The 15,000-nt window shown below is 66.4% G+C and carries 20 protein-coding genes (1 of these 20 only partly in view); 11 read left to right on the top strand and 9 right to left on the bottom strand.

Annotation, left to right across the window (positions count from 1 at the left end; all coding sequences use genetic code 11):
- Window positions 1–1,181, top strand: the 3' portion of a protein-coding gene (locus AC1DS0_RS18885) for a peptidoglycan DD-metalloendopeptidase family protein (RefSeq protein ID WP_476815829.1). Its footprint begins 856 nt before the window's first position; the window shows 1,181 of its 2,037 coding nt (coding positions 857–2,037); the start codon falls outside the window, past its left edge; it ends in the stop codon at window positions 1,179–1,181.
- Window positions 1,182–1,209: 28 nt separating this feature from the next.
- The gene (locus AC1DS0_RS18880; RefSeq protein WP_476815828.1) at window positions 1,210–2,127 is read left to right on the top strand and encodes an AEC family transporter; all 918 of its coding nucleotides are present in this window, start codon (window positions 1,210–1,212) and stop codon (window positions 2,125–2,127) included.
- 36 nt (window positions 2,128–2,163) lie between these two features.
- Here the strand turns inward: AC1DS0_RS18880 and gluQRS are convergent, their stop codons facing one another.
- Window positions 2,164–3,048 (bottom strand): tRNA glutamyl-Q(34) synthetase GluQRS, encoded by an 885-nt coding sequence (gluQRS, locus tag AC1DS0_RS18875; protein ID WP_476815827.1) that lies wholly within the window; start codon window positions 3,046–3,048, stop codon window positions 2,164–2,166.
- A gap of 191 nt (window positions 3,049–3,239) precedes the next feature.
- On the opposite strand from gluQRS, the gene AC1DS0_RS18870 reads away from it, so the two are divergent.
- The gene (locus tag AC1DS0_RS18870) at window positions 3,240–3,881 is read left to right on the top strand and encodes a DNA-3-methyladenine glycosylase family protein (RefSeq protein WP_476815826.1); all 642 of its coding nucleotides are present in this window, start codon (window positions 3,240–3,242) and stop codon (window positions 3,879–3,881) included.
- A gap of 43 nt (window positions 3,882–3,924) precedes the next feature.
- Here AC1DS0_RS18870 and AC1DS0_RS18865 read toward each other — a convergent pair whose 3' ends face one another.
- Together AC1DS0_RS18865 and AC1DS0_RS18860 are read right to left on the bottom strand one after the other, a co-directional pair.
- Complete coding sequence (locus AC1DS0_RS18865) at window positions 3,925–4,710, bottom strand: HpcH/HpaI aldolase family protein (protein ID WP_476815825.1); 786 nt, start codon at window positions 4,708–4,710, stop codon at window positions 3,925–3,927.
- 144 nt (window positions 4,711–4,854) lie between these two features.
- Entirely contained in the window at window positions 4,855–5,178 is a 324-nt protein-coding gene (locus AC1DS0_RS18860) for a DUF1476 domain-containing protein (protein ID WP_476815824.1), read from the bottom strand.
- A gap of 344 nt (window positions 5,179–5,522) precedes the next feature.
- Here AC1DS0_RS18860 and purC point away from each other — a divergent pair, with 344 nt between their 5' ends.
- The 6 genes from purC to purQ all read left to right on the top strand — a co-directional run bounded on the left by purC (window position 5,523) and on the right by purQ (window position 9,011).
- Complete coding sequence (gene purC, locus AC1DS0_RS18855; protein ID WP_091843148.1) at window positions 5,523–6,317, top strand: phosphoribosylaminoimidazolesuccinocarboxamide synthase; 795 nt, start codon at window positions 5,523–5,525, stop codon at window positions 6,315–6,317.
- Between the two features lie 62 nt (window positions 6,318–6,379).
- Window positions 6,380–6,913 carry a hypothetical protein gene (locus tag AC1DS0_RS18850; protein WP_476815823.1) on the top strand — a complete coding sequence of 178 codons (534 nt, stop codon included), beginning with the start codon at window positions 6,380–6,382 and terminating at the stop codon, window positions 6,911–6,913.
- Window positions 6,914–6,946: 33 nt separating this feature from the next.
- Complete coding sequence (locus tag AC1DS0_RS18845) at window positions 6,947–7,387, top strand: ankyrin repeat domain-containing protein (protein WP_476815822.1); 441 nt, start codon at window positions 6,947–6,949, stop codon at window positions 7,385–7,387.
- A gap of 53 nt (window positions 7,388–7,440) precedes the next feature.
- A complete protein-coding gene (gene purS / locus AC1DS0_RS18840) occupies window positions 7,441–7,683 on the top strand; it encodes a phosphoribosylformylglycinamidine synthase subunit PurS (protein ID WP_476815821.1) in 243 nt (80 codons plus the stop codon).
- 30 nt (window positions 7,684–7,713) lie between these two features.
- Entirely contained in the window at window positions 7,714–8,301 is a 588-nt protein-coding gene (locus AC1DS0_RS18835; protein WP_152012629.1) for a hypothetical protein, read from the top strand.
- A gap of 14 nt (window positions 8,302–8,315) precedes the next feature.
- Window positions 8,316–9,011, top strand: coding sequence for a phosphoribosylformylglycinamidine synthase subunit PurQ (gene purQ, locus AC1DS0_RS18830; RefSeq protein ID WP_476815820.1), 696 nt, complete (start codon window positions 8,316–8,318; stop codon window positions 9,009–9,011).
- A gap of 10 nt (window positions 9,012–9,021) precedes the next feature.
- Here purQ and AC1DS0_RS18825 read toward each other — a convergent pair whose 3' ends face one another.
- The 4 genes from AC1DS0_RS18825 to AC1DS0_RS18810 all read right to left on the bottom strand — a co-directional run bounded on the left by AC1DS0_RS18825 (window position 9,022) and on the right by AC1DS0_RS18810 (window position 10,885).
- Complete coding sequence (locus AC1DS0_RS18825; RefSeq protein WP_476815819.1) at window positions 9,022–9,618, bottom strand: DsbE family thiol:disulfide interchange protein; 597 nt, start codon at window positions 9,616–9,618, stop codon at window positions 9,022–9,024.
- A complete protein-coding gene (ccmD, locus tag AC1DS0_RS18820; protein WP_476815818.1) occupies window positions 9,615–9,788 on the bottom strand; it encodes a heme exporter protein CcmD in 174 nt (57 codons plus the stop codon). Before ccmD ends, AC1DS0_RS18825 begins: the two co-directional genes overlap by 4 nt.
- The gene (locus tag AC1DS0_RS18815; RefSeq protein WP_476815817.1) at window positions 9,785–10,543 is read right to left on the bottom strand and encodes a heme ABC transporter permease; all 759 of its coding nucleotides are present in this window, start codon (window positions 10,541–10,543) and stop codon (window positions 9,785–9,787) included. Before AC1DS0_RS18815 ends, ccmD begins: the two co-directional genes overlap by 4 nt.
- A 99-nt stretch (window positions 10,544–10,642) precedes the next feature.
- A complete protein-coding gene (locus tag AC1DS0_RS18810) occupies window positions 10,643–10,885 on the bottom strand; it encodes a hypothetical protein (RefSeq protein ID WP_476815816.1) in 243 nt (80 codons plus the stop codon).
- A gap of 208 nt (window positions 10,886–11,093) precedes the next feature.
- Here AC1DS0_RS18810 and AC1DS0_RS18805 point away from each other — a divergent pair, with 208 nt between their 5' ends.
- A complete protein-coding gene (locus AC1DS0_RS18805) occupies window positions 11,094–11,321 on the top strand; it encodes a hypothetical protein (protein ID WP_476815815.1) in 228 nt (75 codons plus the stop codon).
- Here the strand turns inward: AC1DS0_RS18805 and ccmB are convergent.
- Window positions 11,318–11,983, bottom strand: a complete 666-nt coding sequence (gene ccmB, locus AC1DS0_RS18800) for a heme exporter protein CcmB (protein WP_476815814.1) — start codon at window positions 11,981–11,983, stop codon at window positions 11,318–11,320. The two genes, AC1DS0_RS18805 and ccmB, sit on opposite strands and share 4 nt — an antisense overlap.
- The gene (gene ccmA / locus AC1DS0_RS18795) at window positions 11,980–12,567 is read right to left on the bottom strand and encodes a heme ABC exporter ATP-binding protein CcmA (protein ID WP_476816061.1); all 588 of its coding nucleotides are present in this window, start codon (window positions 12,565–12,567) and stop codon (window positions 11,980–11,982) included. Before ccmA ends, ccmB begins: the two co-directional genes overlap by 4 nt.
- Before the next feature lie 269 nt (window positions 12,568–12,836).
- Here ccmA and acnA point away from each other — a divergent pair.
- On the top strand, window positions 12,837–15,000 hold a 2,164-nt coding region (acnA, locus tag AC1DS0_RS18790), incomplete at its 3' end, for an aconitate hydratase AcnA (RefSeq protein ID WP_476815813.1).

Genomic DNA, 15,000 nt, shown 5'->3' with positions numbered 1-15,000 from the left:
CGGCCACGCGCGAGCCGCAGGTCGAGGAAAAGCTCCTGATCACCCGCCGTGGCGAGAATTTCGAAACGGTGGTGCGCAATGCCGGCGCCAACCGCGACCAGATCGTCTCGATGATGAAGGCCTTCGACGGCCGCGTGAAGGTCGCCGCCCTGCCGGAGGGCCAGGTGCTGCAGGCGCTGTTCGCGCCCGGCCCGCGCCCCGGCGACCCCCGCCAGATCGTTCGCGTCGCCCTGCTCGACAATGGGCGTCCCTCCGCCGCCGTCGCGATCAACGACAAGGGCCTGTTCGTCCCCGTCTCCCTGCCGCGGGCGGAAGTTGCCGGGCCGCAGCAAAAATCGCAGGTCGGCGCGCAGGACGACGAGGAGGAAGAGGAAGAAGAGGGCGGTACCGGCGCGCGCCTCTATGAGAGCCTCTACGAGACCGGGCTGCGTCACGACCTGCCGCGTCCGCTGATCGACGAGCTCGTCCGGATCTTCTCCTATGATCTCGATTTCCAGCAGCGGGTGCGCGGCGGCGACAATCTCGAAGTCATCTTCACCGACGACGACGATGGCGAGCGCGCCGAGATCCTTTCGGCGAGCCTCACCGTCAATGGCGAGACGCGGCAGGTCTTCCGCTATCAAGCGCCCGAGGATGGGCTGATCGACTATTTCGACAGCGATGGCCGCTCACTGAAGAAGTTCCTGCTGCGCAAGCCGATCAGCGACGGCGAGATGCGCTCGGGCTTCGGCATGCGCTACCACCCGATCATGCGCTATTCGAAGATGCATACCGGCATCGACTGGGCCAACAAGATCGGCACGCCGATCCTGGCCGCCGGCAACGGCACGATCATCAAGGCCGAATGGGATTCCGGCTATGGCCGGCGCATCGAGATCCAGCACGCCAACGGCTACGTCACCGCCTACTCGCACCAGTCGGCCTTCGCCAAGGGCATCGCGCCGGGCGTCAAGGTCCGCCAAGGCCAGGTGATCGGCTTCCTCGGCAATACCGGCCTCTCGACCGGGCCGCATCTGCACTATGAAGTCCTCGTCAACGGCAACTTCGTCAACCCGATGAAGATCAAGGTGCCGCGCGGCCGCGAGCTCGACGGCAAGGCACTGGTCGAGTTCAAGCGCCAGCGCGACGAAGTGCTGGGCCTGATCGAAAAGGCCGGAGGCCAGACCGCGCAATTGCGCTGAACCCTCGTTCCCCTGCCCGGCGGGCCTGATGCTATCCTCTTTCCTCATCGTCCTTCCCGTCTTCGGCCTGATCGCGATCGGCTATGGCGCGCGCTGGCTGAAGCTTCTGCGGGAAACGACCGGCGAGGGCCTCTCCGACTTCGTCTTCGTCCTCGCCATCCCCTGCCTGCTGTTCAAGACGCTGGCGACAGCCACGATCCCGCTGGACCAGCCCTGGGGCTACTGGATCTCCTATTTCACCGGCCTCGCCGTCGTCTGGGTAATCGCCCAGCTCGTAGCGCGACATCTGTTCGCCCGCAAGGGTCCCGAGCTCGTCGTCTCCGGCTTCGCCGCAGCGCAGTCGAACACCGTCTTCGTCGGCATCCCGATGATCCTGAAAGCCTATGGCGAGGCTGGCGCCGTGCCGCTGAGCCTGCTGCTCGCCGTGCATTTGCCGGTGACGATGACGGCCGCGACGCTGCTCGTCGAAGGCAAGGGGACGTCGCCGCTCCTGCTGCTCAGGCGCCTGTTCACCCACCCGATCGTCGTCGGCATCCTGCTGGGCAGCGCCGCGCGTCCCTTCGTCGGCATGCTTCCGGCGCCGTTCTGGTCGATCGTCGACCTGATCGCCGGCGCTGCCGTCCCCTGCGCCCTGGTCAGCCTCGGTATCGCGCTCCGGCGCTACGGCCTGGCCTCCGGTATCGGCCTGCCTGCGATCCTGAGCTTCCTCAAGCTCATCCTGCACCCACTGATCGTCTTCCTGCTGGCGACGAAGGTCTTCGCCATGCCGGTGGCCTGGGCCGGCGTCGCCGTGCTCTTCGCCGCCTGTCCCTGCGGCATCAACGCCTATCTCTTCGCCGAACGCTACAAGCAGGGCGTCGCCGACGCCTCCAGCGCGATCGCGCTCTCGACCGGCCTCTCGCTCTTCACCACGATCGGCTGGCTAACTTTTCTGGGCGTCGGCTGAGCGTCTTGCCGGAGCAGCAGCCCGCCGGACAGCGATTCACGTGAAACCGAGCTGGCGCCGGATCGCCTCCGGCGTCGCGCCGTCCGCCCGCAGATCGGCGAGGCTCCGGGACAGCCGGCTCTTCGCCAGCTTCTGCCCGGTCTCGTCGCTGAGCAGCCGGTGGAAGTGATAGCGTGGCGTCGGCAGGTCGAGCAGACGCTGCAGCAGCACATGGATCCCGGTCGCAGCCTCCAGATCCCTGCCGCGCACGACATGGCTGACGTTCTGCAGCGCGTCGTCGACGACCACCGAGAGGTGATAGCTCGTCGGCACGTCCTTGCGCGCCAACACGACATCGCCCCAACCAGCCGGATCGACGATGACGTCCCGCTGCGCTCCAGTTTCGTCGAAGAGCCGGTAGACGAGCGCTTCGCCGGCCATCCGCGCCAGGGCCCTGTCCATGGCGAGCCGCAGCACATGCGGCTCGCCGGCCTCGCTGCGTCGGCGTGCTTCGGCTTCATTTAGGTCACGGCAGGTGCCGGGATAGAGCGGCGCACCATCGGGATCGCGCAGCCAGGGCGTTCCGCTCTCGGCCTCGCATCGGCCCACGGCGTCCTTCACCTGCTGGCGCGAGCAGAAGCAGGGATAGATCAGCCCCATCGCGTCGAGCCTGTCCAGCGCCCGGCGATAGTCGTCGAAATGCCGGGATTGGCGCCGCACCGCAGGAGCGAAGGAAACGCCGAGCCAGGCGAGGTCGTCATGGATGCCCTGCTCGAATTCGGGCCGGCAGCGCGTCAGGTCGATATCCTCGATCCGCAGCAGCAGCTCGCCCGCCGAACGCGCCGCCAGCCGCTCGTTGAGCAGCGCCGAATAGGCATGGCCGAGATGCAGCCGCCCGTTCGGGCTCGGCGCGAACCGGAAGATCGGAGAAGACGGAGCCATCGCCTCCTGTCTATGGTCCTGCACATCCCTCGCCAAGTCCGGTCTCCTGACACAGCCCGGACGTGCGATCGGCGATAGAGCAATTCCAGCAAAAGTGCGTAGCGGTTTTGCGTCCGGAATTGCGTAAAACAAGGAGATAGAGCCCTTGATGCGAACTTCTGCTCGCCGAAAATGCTCTAGACCGGATCAGCATGACCACGATTTCCTGCACCGCTGATCTCGAAGAGGGCATGGCTGCCCTCGCCACGCTCGATCCCATCTGGGAACAGATCATCGCCCGTACCGGCATCCCACCGCTGCGTCGACGCGAGAGCGGATTTTTGAGCCTGGCCTCGATCATCGTCTCGCAGCAGCTCTCGGTGGCGAGCGCCCGCGCCGTCTGGGCTAGGGTCGAGAGCGTGCTTACCCCCCTGACGCCGGAACGCGTCCTCGCTGCCAGCGACGAGGAGATGCGGCTGTCGGGCCTGTCGCGACCGAAGCAGAAGACGCTGCGCGCCGTCGCCGCGGCGATCGCCGAGAACCGGCTCGACCTCGCCGCGCTGGAGACGGCGACGCCGGAGTTCGTCCACGCGCACATGACCGCCGTCTCGGGCATCGGCCCCTGGACGGCGGATGTCTACTTGCTGTTCTGCCTCGGCCATCGCGACGGCTTCGCCGCCGGCGACCTCGCGGTGCAGGAGGCCGCGAAGGTCGCCTTCAATCTGCCGACGCGGCCGAAACCTGACGAACTGGCCGAATTGGCGGAGGCATGGCGCCCATGGCGCGGCGTCGCCGCGCGCCTGCTCTGGGCCTATTACGCCGCGCTGAAATCACGCGAAGGTATCAACGCCTGATACCGAACCCCTCTGAAGGATTCGGTATTCCATCGGCGGGACTTCAGCCCTTGATCACCTTGAGCGCCGCCTGGCTCGCCGCGCGCAGCAGGCCGGTATCGCTCATCACCGTGACCAGTCGCGCGCCGAGTGCTACACCTTCCGCGGCCCGTTCGGCGCTCGCGGCATAGAAGGCGACCGGCTTCTTCACCGCATTCGCCCGCGCCACGATATGGCGCAGCGCGTCATCGACCTCCTTGGCCGCCGCATTGACGGAGGCTCCGCCCGACAGCGCGATCGAAAGATCGGACGGGCCGACGAAGAGCGCGTCGATCCCCTCGAGCGCGAGGATGTCATCGACGATCGCCATCGCCTCACGGGTCTCGATCATCGCGAAGGTCAGCGAGAAGCTGTTGGCCTGCTTGAGATAAGCGTTCTGGTCGAGGCCGGAGGCGCCGAGGCCGCCATAGCTGCCCCAGCTGCGCTCGCCGAGCGGCGGATACTTGGCATAGGCCGCGAGCCGGCGCGCATCCTCGATCGTGTTGATCATCGGCGCGATGACGCCGGAGGCACCGGAATCGAACAGCTTCGAGACGTTCTGGAACTCGCCGACCGGAATGCGCGCCAGAGCCGGCTTGCCGGCGGCGTTGATCAGCGGGATCGCCCGGATCACCTCGGCGAGCGTGATCGGGCCGTGCTGCATGTCGAGCGTGACCGCGTCGAAGCCTTCCTGCGCCAGGATCGCGGCAATGCTCGGATCCGGCAGCCCGCACCAGGCGGACAGCAGCGTCTCGCCCTTGGCGAGACGATCGGCGAGCGAGGACAGCACGGTCGGCTTGGCGGCGGTCATGAGCGCATTCATCCGGTTGCCCGCTCTTCACCACTGGCGGGTCCGGCGACCCTGGACCGAACCGGCGGTGAAAGGCAAACGATGCGGCATGCACCATGCTCAAGGGCGCAATGCGGTGAAGTCCGCCTTGCGCCCGAGCGTCGTTCAGCGGCCGGCCTGGATCTCGTCGGCGGCCTGGATCAGGAGCTCGGTCATCGTCCGACGGATCTCATCGTCCGCGACCGCGACGCCGCCCGCGGCGAAATCGGCCTTGACCTTGCGCAGCACGTCGTCGTCACCGGCTTCCTCGAAATCGGCGAGCACCACCGACTTGGCATAGGCATCGGCATCGGCGCCGCTCTTGCCGAGCTTCTCCGCGGCCCACAGGCCGAGCAGCTTGTTGCGCCGGGCCGTCGCCTTGAAGCGGAGCTCCTCGTCATGCGCGAACTTGTTCTCGTAGGCATCCTTGCGCTGGTCGAAGGTGGTCATCTGGTTCTTATCCTCTTCGGAGCGGCAATCTTGCTGCGGCGCGATATCAGCTTCGCCATATAGCAATGTGATGGCGGTGCGGGCTAGAGGCCCAGCTGCCCAACCTGATCCGGCGCGGTCAAATCCGACGTCGCGACCTCGCCTCAGGCGCTTTGTTGCGTTTGCAGCACGAAAGGCCCATATAGCGCGACGTGTGGCCGGTTCTTAGGGAGCAGGGCCCGCATGAACCAGCCGGACCGGCGCGCTAGGATCGAACTCGACAGAGCAACGAGATTGCGCGAGAGCGTGCTGAAAAGGGCCATGATCCCGCCGCGGGCAACCGCGACCAGAGAGAGGCCGACCCTTTGGATTTCCTCAAGCCACGGTATATCCCGATGAACCGCCGCCGTCGCATTTACGAAGGCAAGGCGAAGGTCCTCTATGAGGGACCGGAGCCCGGAACGCTGATCCAGCATTTCAAGGACGACGCAACCGCCTTCAATGCCAAGAAGCACGAAGTGATCGACGGCAAGGGCGTGCTCAACAACCGCATCTCCGAGCACATCTTCAGCAATCTCAACGATATCGGCGTTCCCACGCATTTCATCCGCCGGCTGAACATGCGCGAGCAGCTGATCCGCGAGGTCGAGATCATTCCGCTCGAGGTCGTGGTCCGCAATGTCGCTGCCGGCTCGCTTTCGACCAAGCTCGGCATCGAGGAAGGCACCCAGCTGCCGCGCTCGATCATCGAGTTCTACTACAAGAACGACGCGCTGGGCGATCCGATGGTCTCGGAAGAGCACATCACGGCCTTCGGTTGGGCGACGCCGCAGGAGATCGACGACATCATGGCGCTTGCCATTCGCGTCAACGATTTCCTCTCCGGCCTCTTCCTCGGCGCCGGCATCCGTCTCGTCGACTTCAAGATCGAGTGCGGCCGGCTCTGGGAAGGCGACATGATGCGCATCGTCGTCGCCGACGAGATCAGCCCCGATTCCTGCCGGCTCTGGGACATCAGGTCGAAAGACAAGATGGACAAGGATCGCTTCCGCCGCGACCTGGGTGGGTTGATCGAGGCCTATACCGAAGTGGCGCGCCGCCTCGGTATTCTCGGCGAGAACGAAAAGCCGGGCCCGGCGGGCCCCCGGCTGGTGCAGTAATTGCCGCGCGTCGTGCTGTGAGCGTGACGGCTACCGAGTCCCAGACGACCGGACGGGGGCGCTTGCGCTCCCGTTTGCGTTTCGGCGCGCTCGCGCTCGGCATTATCCTGATCGCCGGCTGCGCCGATCATTTCGGGCCGGGCCTGGTCCAGCTCGCAGCCGGGCGCGGCTGGGAACCCCTGCCGATCCAGAACTGGGTCGTCAATGACGGCATCAATCCGAAAGCGATGGTCTTCTGCACGCCGCAGGACTGCGAGCGGCCGGGCGTTGCCGCGCTCCTGAGCTTCGAAGGCAGCGAAGCCACGGACATGGCGCGAACGCTTGCGCTCAACCCGGCGCGGCTGGCACGCGAGTTCTCCAAGCGCCCGAAAGCGAAGCAGGCGCAGAAGCCGAAGAGCACGACCACTGTCTCGCGCTTCAAGCAGGACGGCACCGACGGCATCCTCGTCGAGATCCGCGCCAAGGACGGCGGCCGTCTGGCTGCGACCGCGATCCTCTACGCGCGCAAGGACACCACGCTATCCATGGCGATCGCCGTGACCGATGATTCGCAGGCCGCCCAGGACTTCGCCCGCGCCACCTGGGCGAGCCGCTGACATCATCGATAGACCGGCAAGCAGGAGGCCTCGATGGGCGACAAGCCGCAACTCGACCCGCAACTGGTCCAGGATTTCGTCCGGGCCGCGCATGGCAATCCCGACAAGGTCACGGCACTCGTCGCCGAGCATCCGACCCTGGTGAACGCAGTCTGGGACTGGGGCGGCGGCGATTGGGAGAGCGGACTCGGCGCAGCCGCCCATACCGGGCGACGCGAGATCGCCGAGGTCCTGCTGGCGCGGGGCGCGCGGATGGACGTCTTCGCCGCGGCGATGCTCGGCCATCTCGACCTCGTCCGCGCCCATCTCGCCGCCATGCCGACCGCCCTGGATGCGCCCGGCCCGCACGGCATCCCGCTGATCACGCATGCCAGGATGGGCGGCGATCTGGCGAAGCCAGTGCTCGACCATCTGCAGGGTCTGCTGGACGGCCGCGTCACTGCCGCACCCGCGTTCGACGCGACAAAGAGTTGAGCCCTCGCCGATTCACCGCTAAGGCACCCCGACAATCCCGCCCGGAGATCACGATGAAAGCCCGCGTCACCGTCACCCTCAAGACCGGCGTGCTCGACCCGCAGGGCAAGGCGATCGAGGGCGCGCTGAAATCGCTCGGTATCGAAGGCGTCGGCTCGGTCCGCCAGGGCAAGGTCTTCGACATCGAGCTCGACGGCACCGACAAGGCCGCGGCCGAGGCCGCCCTCAAGGCCGCCTGCGAGAAGCTCCTCGCCAACACCGTCATCGAGAACTACCGCGTCGAGCTGGTCGGCTGACCGTTCGCTTCCACCGAGAAACCGTCCACCATGCTCAAGATCGGCCTCGCTGCCCTGCTCGCGCTCACCCTGGGCGCCTGCCAGACGACTGCCACCAAGCCGCGGCGCCTGGCCGAAGGAGAGTTCGACACACCGATCAAGGCTGGCGAAACCCGGCTCCGCCTCCAGAACTTCGATCGCGAGAAATGGCAGAGCCGCGGCCTCGACACACTGAGCGCGGCACGCACCGCCTTCGTGTGCCGGCCATTGGCCTGCCCCGCCCCCTCATGGGTGGTATACGCTCGCCTCAACAGCCCGACACGCAAACCCGACCCGCAGGCGCTCCTCGATCTGGCGCAGCGCGTTGCCGACAAGGCGGCACAGGAGGGCGCGACCATCACGGCTCAGCCGCGCACCGGAACCACCAAGGGCTTCCCTTCCTTCAGCTTCGCCTACACCAAACAGCGTGACGGCAAGACGGAGTTCGGCAGCTCGACCTCGGTATTTGCCGGCTCGCTTGCCTTCAACATCCTGTCGGTCTCGCAGAACGAGGCGGCCACCGGCCGCCATCTCGACGAGTTCCTCAGAGCGGTCGAGATCGTCGATGGCGGTCCGCGCCGTAACGCCAGCCGTCGATAGGAAAGGGCCATCCCATGCGCGCCGCCGTCATCACCTTCCCCGGCTCGAACCGCGACGGCGACGTCGCCAAGGCCCTGCGCCAGGCGGGCGCCACGGTCGATCATGTCTGGCATGGCGACCATGAGCTGCCGGCCGGGACCGACCTCGTCGTCCTGCCGGGCGGCTTCTCCTATGGCGATTATCTGCGCTGCGGCGCCATCGCCGGGCGCGCCCACATCATGGACGCGACGCGGGCCCATGCGGCGCGCGGCGGCCTCGTTCTCGGCATCTGCAACGGCTTCCAGATCGCCTGCGAGGCCGGTCTGCTGCCGGGCGTACTGGCCCGCAACGCCGATCTGAAATTCGTCTGCAAGCGTCAGCACCTCAAGGTCGAGCGCAACGACACCGCCTTCACCTCGGCCTATGCCAAGGGCCAGACGATCGATGTCTGCATCGCCCATGGCGAGGGCAACTATATCTGCGATCCCGAAACGCTGGCCCGGCTCGAAGGCGAGGGGCTCGTCGCCTTCCGTTACTCTGATGCTGAAGGCAACGTCACGACGACCGCCAATCCGAACGGCTCCCTCAACGGCATCGCCGGCATCTATTCGCCCGGCCGCAATGTGCTAGGCCTGATGCCGCATCCGGAGAATCTGATCGACGGCCTCGTGGGCGGTACCGACGGTCGCGGCATGTTCGCGAGCCTGGTCGGCGGCAAGAAGGCGGCCTGACCTCAGGCCGTCACTTCACCAGCGCCGCCGCCTTCGCCAGCATGCGTGACGCCGCCTGCCCGTCGAGCGGGCCGACATGCTTGTCGAGAATACGCCCGTCCGGCCCGATCAGGAAAGTCTCGGGTACGCCATAGACGCCCCAGTCGATCGCGGCGCGGCCGGCACGATCGGCACCGACGGCGGAATAGGGATTGCCGAGCGCGCCGAGGAAGCGGCGGGCGTTCTCGGCCTCGTCCTTGTAGTTGAAGCCGACGAGCTGGACCTTGCCCTGCTTCACCACGGCCGAATCGGCCATGGCGACGAGGAAGGGATGCTCGACCCGGCAGGGCGCACACCAGCTGGCGAAGACGTTGACGATCGTCGCCTTGCCTTTCGCCAGATCGGCCATGCCGAAGCTGGGAACCGGCTGTCCGTCGCGCTGCAAGCCTTCGAGCGGGACCAGTGTGACTGCCGGGGCCGGCTTGCCGATCAGGGCCGAGGGCACCTTGCTGGCATCACCCGAGAACAGCCCCTTGGCAAACACCGCCGCCAAAGCGGCGAACACCAGCAGCGGGATCGCATAGAGCCAGGGCGAACGTCGCGGCGGTGAAACGGACGCTTCGCTCATGACGACGCTCCGCCACGACGGCCGGCGCCGCGCTCTTCCAACGCCGCGAGCGCGCGCCTCTGCGCGCGCCGATCGAGCAGGATCGCGGCACCGAGACCGCCGAGGATCACGGCCGCCGCCAGATAGGCGGCGAGGATGAAGCCGGCATGGGGTCCAAGCAGATCGATCATTGCGCCGCCTGCAGCGAGAGCCGGTCGAGGCGCTCGGCCTCGAAGATCGTCAGCGTCCGGACCCGCCGGCGCAGGATCTCTGCCTGCATGGCGGCACCATGCAGAGCCAGCGCCAATAGCGTGAAGCCGATAGCGGTGATCACCAGCGGCCAGAGCATCGAGGAATGGATGGTCGGCCCGCCCAGCCGCAGCACCGAGGCCGGCTGGTGCAAGGTGCTCCACCAGTCGACCGAGAACTTGATGATCGGGATGTTGACGCAGCCGACCAGCGTCAGGATCGCGACGGCCCGGCCGGCCCGCGACGGCTCGTCAATGGCGCGGCGCAGTGCGATCAGGCCGAGATAGAGCAGGAACAGCACCAGCATCGAGGTCAGGCGCGCATCCCAGACCCAGTAGGTGCCCCACATCGGCTTGCCCCAGAACGAGCCGGTGAGCAGGCAGATCAGCGCGAAGCAGGCGCCGATCGGCGCCGCCGCCTGCTGGGCGACGTCGGCGAGCGGATGGCGCCAGACCAGGACGCCGAGCGCCGACAGCGTCATCATCGAATAGAACATCAGAGCCAGCCAGGCGGCCGGGACGTGGATGTACATGATCCGAATCGTTTCGCCCTGCTGGTAGTCGGACGGGGCGACGAACCAGACGAGATAGAAGCCGAGAGCGAGCAGCAGCGCCGCAGCCCCCGAAAGCCAGGGCAGCAACACGCTCGACAGGCGCATGAAGCGCGCCGGATTGGCCAGTTCGGTGAGGCTCGCCATGAAGGTGGTGGCCGGCTCTGCTCTTTTTCGACCAGAGAGCATGTAGCAATCGCCGGCCCAGCTCACAATCGACGAGCCGCACCTGCGACGATGAGGCCGCTATTCGCCCTTGTCGCTTTCGGAAGCAGCGGCACCGCCCTTGTCGACGACGCCGAAGCGTCCGGAGGGCACGCCTTCGCCGGCCGTAAGAAAACCTTCGGCCGCAAGCCCACGCCTGAGCAATTCGCGCACCGCGGCCGCGCGGCTCGGCATGCGCTTTTCGAAGCGAAAATTCTCGACGGCGCGAAGCTCTTCCGCGCTCAGCATGATCTGCAGACGCTCGCCGCGCTCAAGATCCGTCATCCACCGCCCCGCCGTCCGGAATGAGTAAGTGATGATATCTGCTCATCGTTGGCAAACTCAAGACGCCGCTCAGGCGCAGCCACCGACGGTGTCTGAGCGGCAGCAGCCACCGACATCAATGGATATTTCTACTAACTAATTGAAATATAAAGATTTTTCTTGAATTTCCTGACCGACGGCAGTAGCTTGTGCGAGAAAGGAAAATGTCATGCTTTTCAAGTTCTCCGACCCAATGCGGGAGCATATCGAGGCGGCCGTTCGGCTGAAGTCTGGACAGTCGCGCGTGCTGGACGTTTATGCCCTGGCCGAAGAGGTGCAGGCGCGCTTCATCGACGCCAATGTCGCGCTCGAGGATATCGTGACCATGATCACGAATCTCGGCGCCCAGAGTGGTTGCGCCCTCGAACTCGACGAGCACAGGCGAGCGCTGACCTAATCCGACTGGCGCAGTGCCGCCGCCGCCGCGATGCAACCCACAACCGCAGCGATCAGCGACAGCGCCGCCAGCATCAGCAATGGGCTCTGTAACGGCATCGGCCCGCGCGTAGCGTCCGAGGCTGAGACGCCGAAGATCAGTACGGGCACGCAGAGCGGTGCGACCAGGATCGGCAGGATCAACCCGCCGCGGCGCAAACTGGCCGTCAACGCTGCGGCCGCCGCACCGATGAAGCTGAGCGCCGGCGTGCCGAGCGCGAGGCTCGCGGTCAGCGGCAACACACCCTCTGCCGGCAGGGCGACGAGCAGCCCGAGCAGCGGCGCAGCCAAGGTCAGCGGCAGCCCTGTGGTCAGCCAGTGCGCCAGCGCCTTCGCGAAAATCGCAAGTTCCAGCGGCAGCGGCGCGCTGCGGATCAAATCGAGCGAACCGTCCTCCTCATCAGCCTGGAACAGCCGGTCGAGCCCGATCAGCGTCGCCAGCAGCGCCCCCAGCCAGAGGATGGCCGGCCCGATCCGCGACAGCAGGTTGAGGTCGGGCCCGAGCGCGAATGGGATCAGCACGACGACGGTGAGGAAGAAGACGAGCGCAAGCTCGCCGCCGCCGCCGGCCCGGACAGCCAAAGCGAGATCGCGCCTGAGGATGGCGAGGAAGGCGCCGGTCACGGGCCGATCCTGAGTTCGCGTGCGCCCTCAAGGCCGAGCGGGCCATGGGTCGCCGCCAGGATCGCGCCGCCCGTCGCCAGATGCGCCTGCATCAGCCGCGACAGCATCGCCTGCGAGCCGGCATCGAGCGCCGCCATCGGCTCGTCGAGCAGCCAGATCGGCCGCGCCGCCACCAGGAGGYGCGCCAATGCCACGCGCCGGCGCTGACCAGCAGAGAGATAGCCAACCGGCAAGGACCCGGCATGCGGCAGGCCGACCGTCGCGAGTGCCTCAGTCGGGTCGAGGCCCGGCTGGCCAAGCAGATCCTGCGCGAAACGCAGGTTCTCGGCGGCGGTCAGCGCGGTCTTGAGCCCGTCGCGGTGGCCGACCAGATGAGCCGCCTCCGTTAACGGCATATCGTCGAGCCCCTCAAGCTCGATTATCCCGGCTTCGGGCCGCAGCCGCCCGCTCAACATGGCGATCAGGCTCGACTTGCCGGCGCCGTTGCGGCCGGTGAGCGCGATCGCCGTGCCATTGTCCAGGCGGAATCCGACACCATCGAAGATCGCGCGCCCGCCGCGGCGGCAGGCGAGCCCCTCGGCCATCAGGGCGAATCTCTGGAATGGAATCTGCGTCACGCCGAGCCTGTCTTCCGAAGCGTCATTAGCTCTTCATCTGACGCATATCGAGCCTGTAGCGAGCTTCTTGGAATTGATCTATAGAACCCGTGGCTACGCCGCACGCCGATCCGGCGCGGGGCTCGGGCACTCCCGGGGCGGCGTGCGCGTCATGCGCAACAGGCCTTCGACCGGATTCATCCGCAAGGAGGGATTCGGCTCGTGACCGCAACCCCTTGATCAGGATGTAAGCCAAAATGGCCTCGCTCGATTCATTCAAGTGCCGCAAGACGCTGACCGTCGGCACGAAGAAATACGTCTATTACTCCCTCAAGGCTGCCGAGAAGAACGGCCTCGCCGGCATCTCCAGGCTGCCCTTCTCGATGAAGGTGCTGCTCGAGAACCTGCTGCGCTTCGAGGATGGCCGCTCGGTCACCAAGGGCGACATCGAGGCTTTCGTCGGCTGGCTCGACGACAAGGGCAAGGCCGGCAAGGAGATCGGCTTCCGCCCCGCCCGCGTGCTGATGCAGGACTTCACCGGCGTGCCGGCGGTGGTCGACCTCGCCGCGATGCGTGACGGCGTCGTCGCGCTCGGTGGCGACCCCAAGAAGATCAACCCGCTGGTGCCGGTCGACCTCGTCATCGACCATTCGGTCATCGTCGACGAATTCGGCTCGCCCAAGGCCTTCAAGCAGAACGTCGATCTCGAATATCAGCGCAATGGCGAGCGCTACCGCTTCCTGAAATGGGGCCAGGGCGCCTTCGACAATTTCCGCGTCGTCCCGCCCGGCACTGGCATCTGCCACCAGGTCAACCTCGAATATCTCGCCCAGACCGTCTGGACGGCGAAGGAAAAGGTGAAGAAGGGCAAGAAGACCGAAACGGTCGAGGTCGCCTATCCCGACACCGTGGTCGGTACCGACTCGCACACCACCATGGTCAACGGCCTGTCCGTGCTCGGCTGGGGTGTCGGCGGCATCGAGGCCGAGGCCGCCATGCTCGGCCAGCCGCAGTCGATGCTGCTGCCCGAGGTGATCGGCTTCAAGCTCACCGGCAAGCTCAAGGAAGGCATCACCGCGACCGACCTGGTGCTGACGGTCACGCAGATGCTGCGCAAGAAGGGCGTCGTCGGCAAGTTCGTCGAGTTCTTCGGCCCCGGCCTCTACAACCTGACGCTGGCCGACCGCGCCACCATCGCCAATATGGGTCCAGAATACGGCGCCACCTGCGGCTTCTTCCCGGTCGACGCCGAGACGCTGAACTATCTGGAGACCACCAGCCGCAAGGCCGCCCGCGTCGCCCTGGTCGAGAAGTATGCGAAGGCTCAAGGGCTGTTCGCGACCCGCTCGACGCCCGATCCGGTCTTCACCGACACGCTCGAGCTCGACCTTGGCACCGTACAGGCCTCGATGGCCGGCCCGAAGCGTCCGGAAGGCCGCGCCGATCTCGGCGCGATCAAGAGCGGCTTCGCCGCCGCGATGGATACCGACTACAAGAAGGGCGGCGAGCTTTCCCGCCGCGTCAAGGTCGAGGGTGAGAAGTTCGACCTCGGCCATGGCGACGTCGTCATCGCCGCCATCACCTCGTGCACCAACACCTCGAACCCCTCGGTGCTGATGGCGGCCGGCCTGCTCGCCCGCAATGCCGTGGCGAAGGGCCTCAAGGTCAAGCCCTGGGTCAAGACCTCACTGGCCCCGGGCTCGCAGGTCGTGGCCGAGTATCTCGCCAAGGCCGGCCTGCAGAAGGACCTCGACAAGCTCGGCTTCAACCTGGTCGGCTTCGGCTGCACCACCTGCATCGGCAATTCCGGCCCGCTGCCGGCGCCGATCTCGAAGGCGATCAACGATCAGGGCCTGATCGCCGGCGCCGTCATCTCGGGCAATCGCAACTTCGAGGGCCGCGTCTCGCCGGACGTGCAGGCGAACTACCTGGCCTCGCCGCCGCTGGTCGTCGCCTATGCGCTGGCAGGTTCCGTGCAGATCGACCTGACCACCGAGCCGCTCGGCATGGGCAAGGACGGCAAGCCGGTCTACCTCAAGGACATCTGGCCCTCCAACAAGGAGATCCAGGCCTTCATCGCCAAGAACGTCACCAAGGCGATCTTCAAGGCGAAGTATGCCGACGTCTTCAAGGGCGACGCCAACTGGCAGAAGGTCAAGGCGCCGACCGGCCAGACCTATGCCTGGGACGACAAGTCGACCTATGTCCAGAACCCGCCCTATTTCCGCGGCATGGGCAAGCAGCCGGTTCCGGTCACCGACGTCGTCGGCGCCCGCATCCTCGGCCTGTTCGGCGACAAGATCACCACCGACCACATCTCCCCGGCCGGTTCGATCAAGGCCGCTTCGCCGGCCGGCGCCTATCTCACCGAGCATGGCGTCGCCGTCGCCGACTTCAACCAGTACGGCACCAGTACGGCAC

It is taken from the genome of Allobosea sp. P4_H5, from assembly GCF_056400825.1.
This window is presented reverse-complemented; position numbering and strand designations above follow the sequence as displayed.

Bases quoted from the DNA above. Each gene is read 5' to 3' on its own strand.
- ccmD (WP_476815818.1), bottom strand. From the start codon at position 9,788: ATGATCGATCTGCTTGGACCCCATGCCGGCTTCATCCTCGCCGCCTAT.
- AC1DS0_RS18880 (WP_476815828.1), top strand. From the start codon at position 1,210: ATGCTATCCTCTTTCCTCATCGTCCTTCCCGTCTTCGGCCTGATCGCG.
- AC1DS0_RS18810 (WP_476815816.1), bottom strand. From the start codon at position 10,885: ATGACGGATCTTGAGCGCGGCGAGCGTCTGCAGATCATGCTGAGCGCG.
- purS (WP_476815821.1), top strand. From the start codon at position 7,441: ATGAAAGCCCGCGTCACCGTCACCCTCAAGACCGGCGTGCTCGACCCG.
- AC1DS0_RS18835 (WP_152012629.1), top strand. From the start codon at position 7,714: ATGCTCAAGATCGGCCTCGCTGCCCTGCTCGCGCTCACCCTGGGCGCC.
- AC1DS0_RS18845 (WP_476815822.1), top strand. From the start codon at position 6,947: ATGGGCGACAAGCCGCAACTCGACCCGCAACTGGTCCAGGATTTCGTC.
- AC1DS0_RS18870 (WP_476815826.1), top strand. From the start codon at position 3,240: ATGACCACGATTTCCTGCACCGCTGATCTCGAAGAGGGCATGGCTGCC.
- AC1DS0_RS18815 (WP_476815817.1), bottom strand. From the start codon at position 10,543: ATGGCGAGCCTCACCGAACTGGCCAATCCGGCGCGCTTCATGCGCCTG.
- AC1DS0_RS18860 (WP_476815824.1), bottom strand. From the start codon at position 5,178: ATGACCACCTTCGACCAGCGCAAGGATGCCTACGAGAACAAGTTCGCG.
- AC1DS0_RS18805 (WP_476815815.1), top strand. From the start codon at position 11,094: ATGCTTTTCAAGTTCTCCGACCCAATGCGGGAGCATATCGAGGCGGCC.
- purQ (WP_476815820.1), top strand. From the start codon at position 8,316: ATGCGCGCCGCCGTCATCACCTTCCCCGGCTCGAACCGCGACGGCGAC.
- gluQRS (WP_476815827.1), bottom strand. From the start codon at position 3,048: ATGGCTCCGTCTTCTCCGATCTTCCGGTTCGCGCCGAGCCCGAACGGG.
- AC1DS0_RS18825 (WP_476815819.1), bottom strand. From the start codon at position 9,618: ATGAGCGAAGCGTCCGTTTCACCGCCGCGACGTTCGCCCTGGCTCTAT.
- AC1DS0_RS18865 (WP_476815825.1), bottom strand. From the start codon at position 4,710: ATGACCGCCGCCAAGCCGACCGTGCTGTCCTCGCTCGCCGATCGTCTC.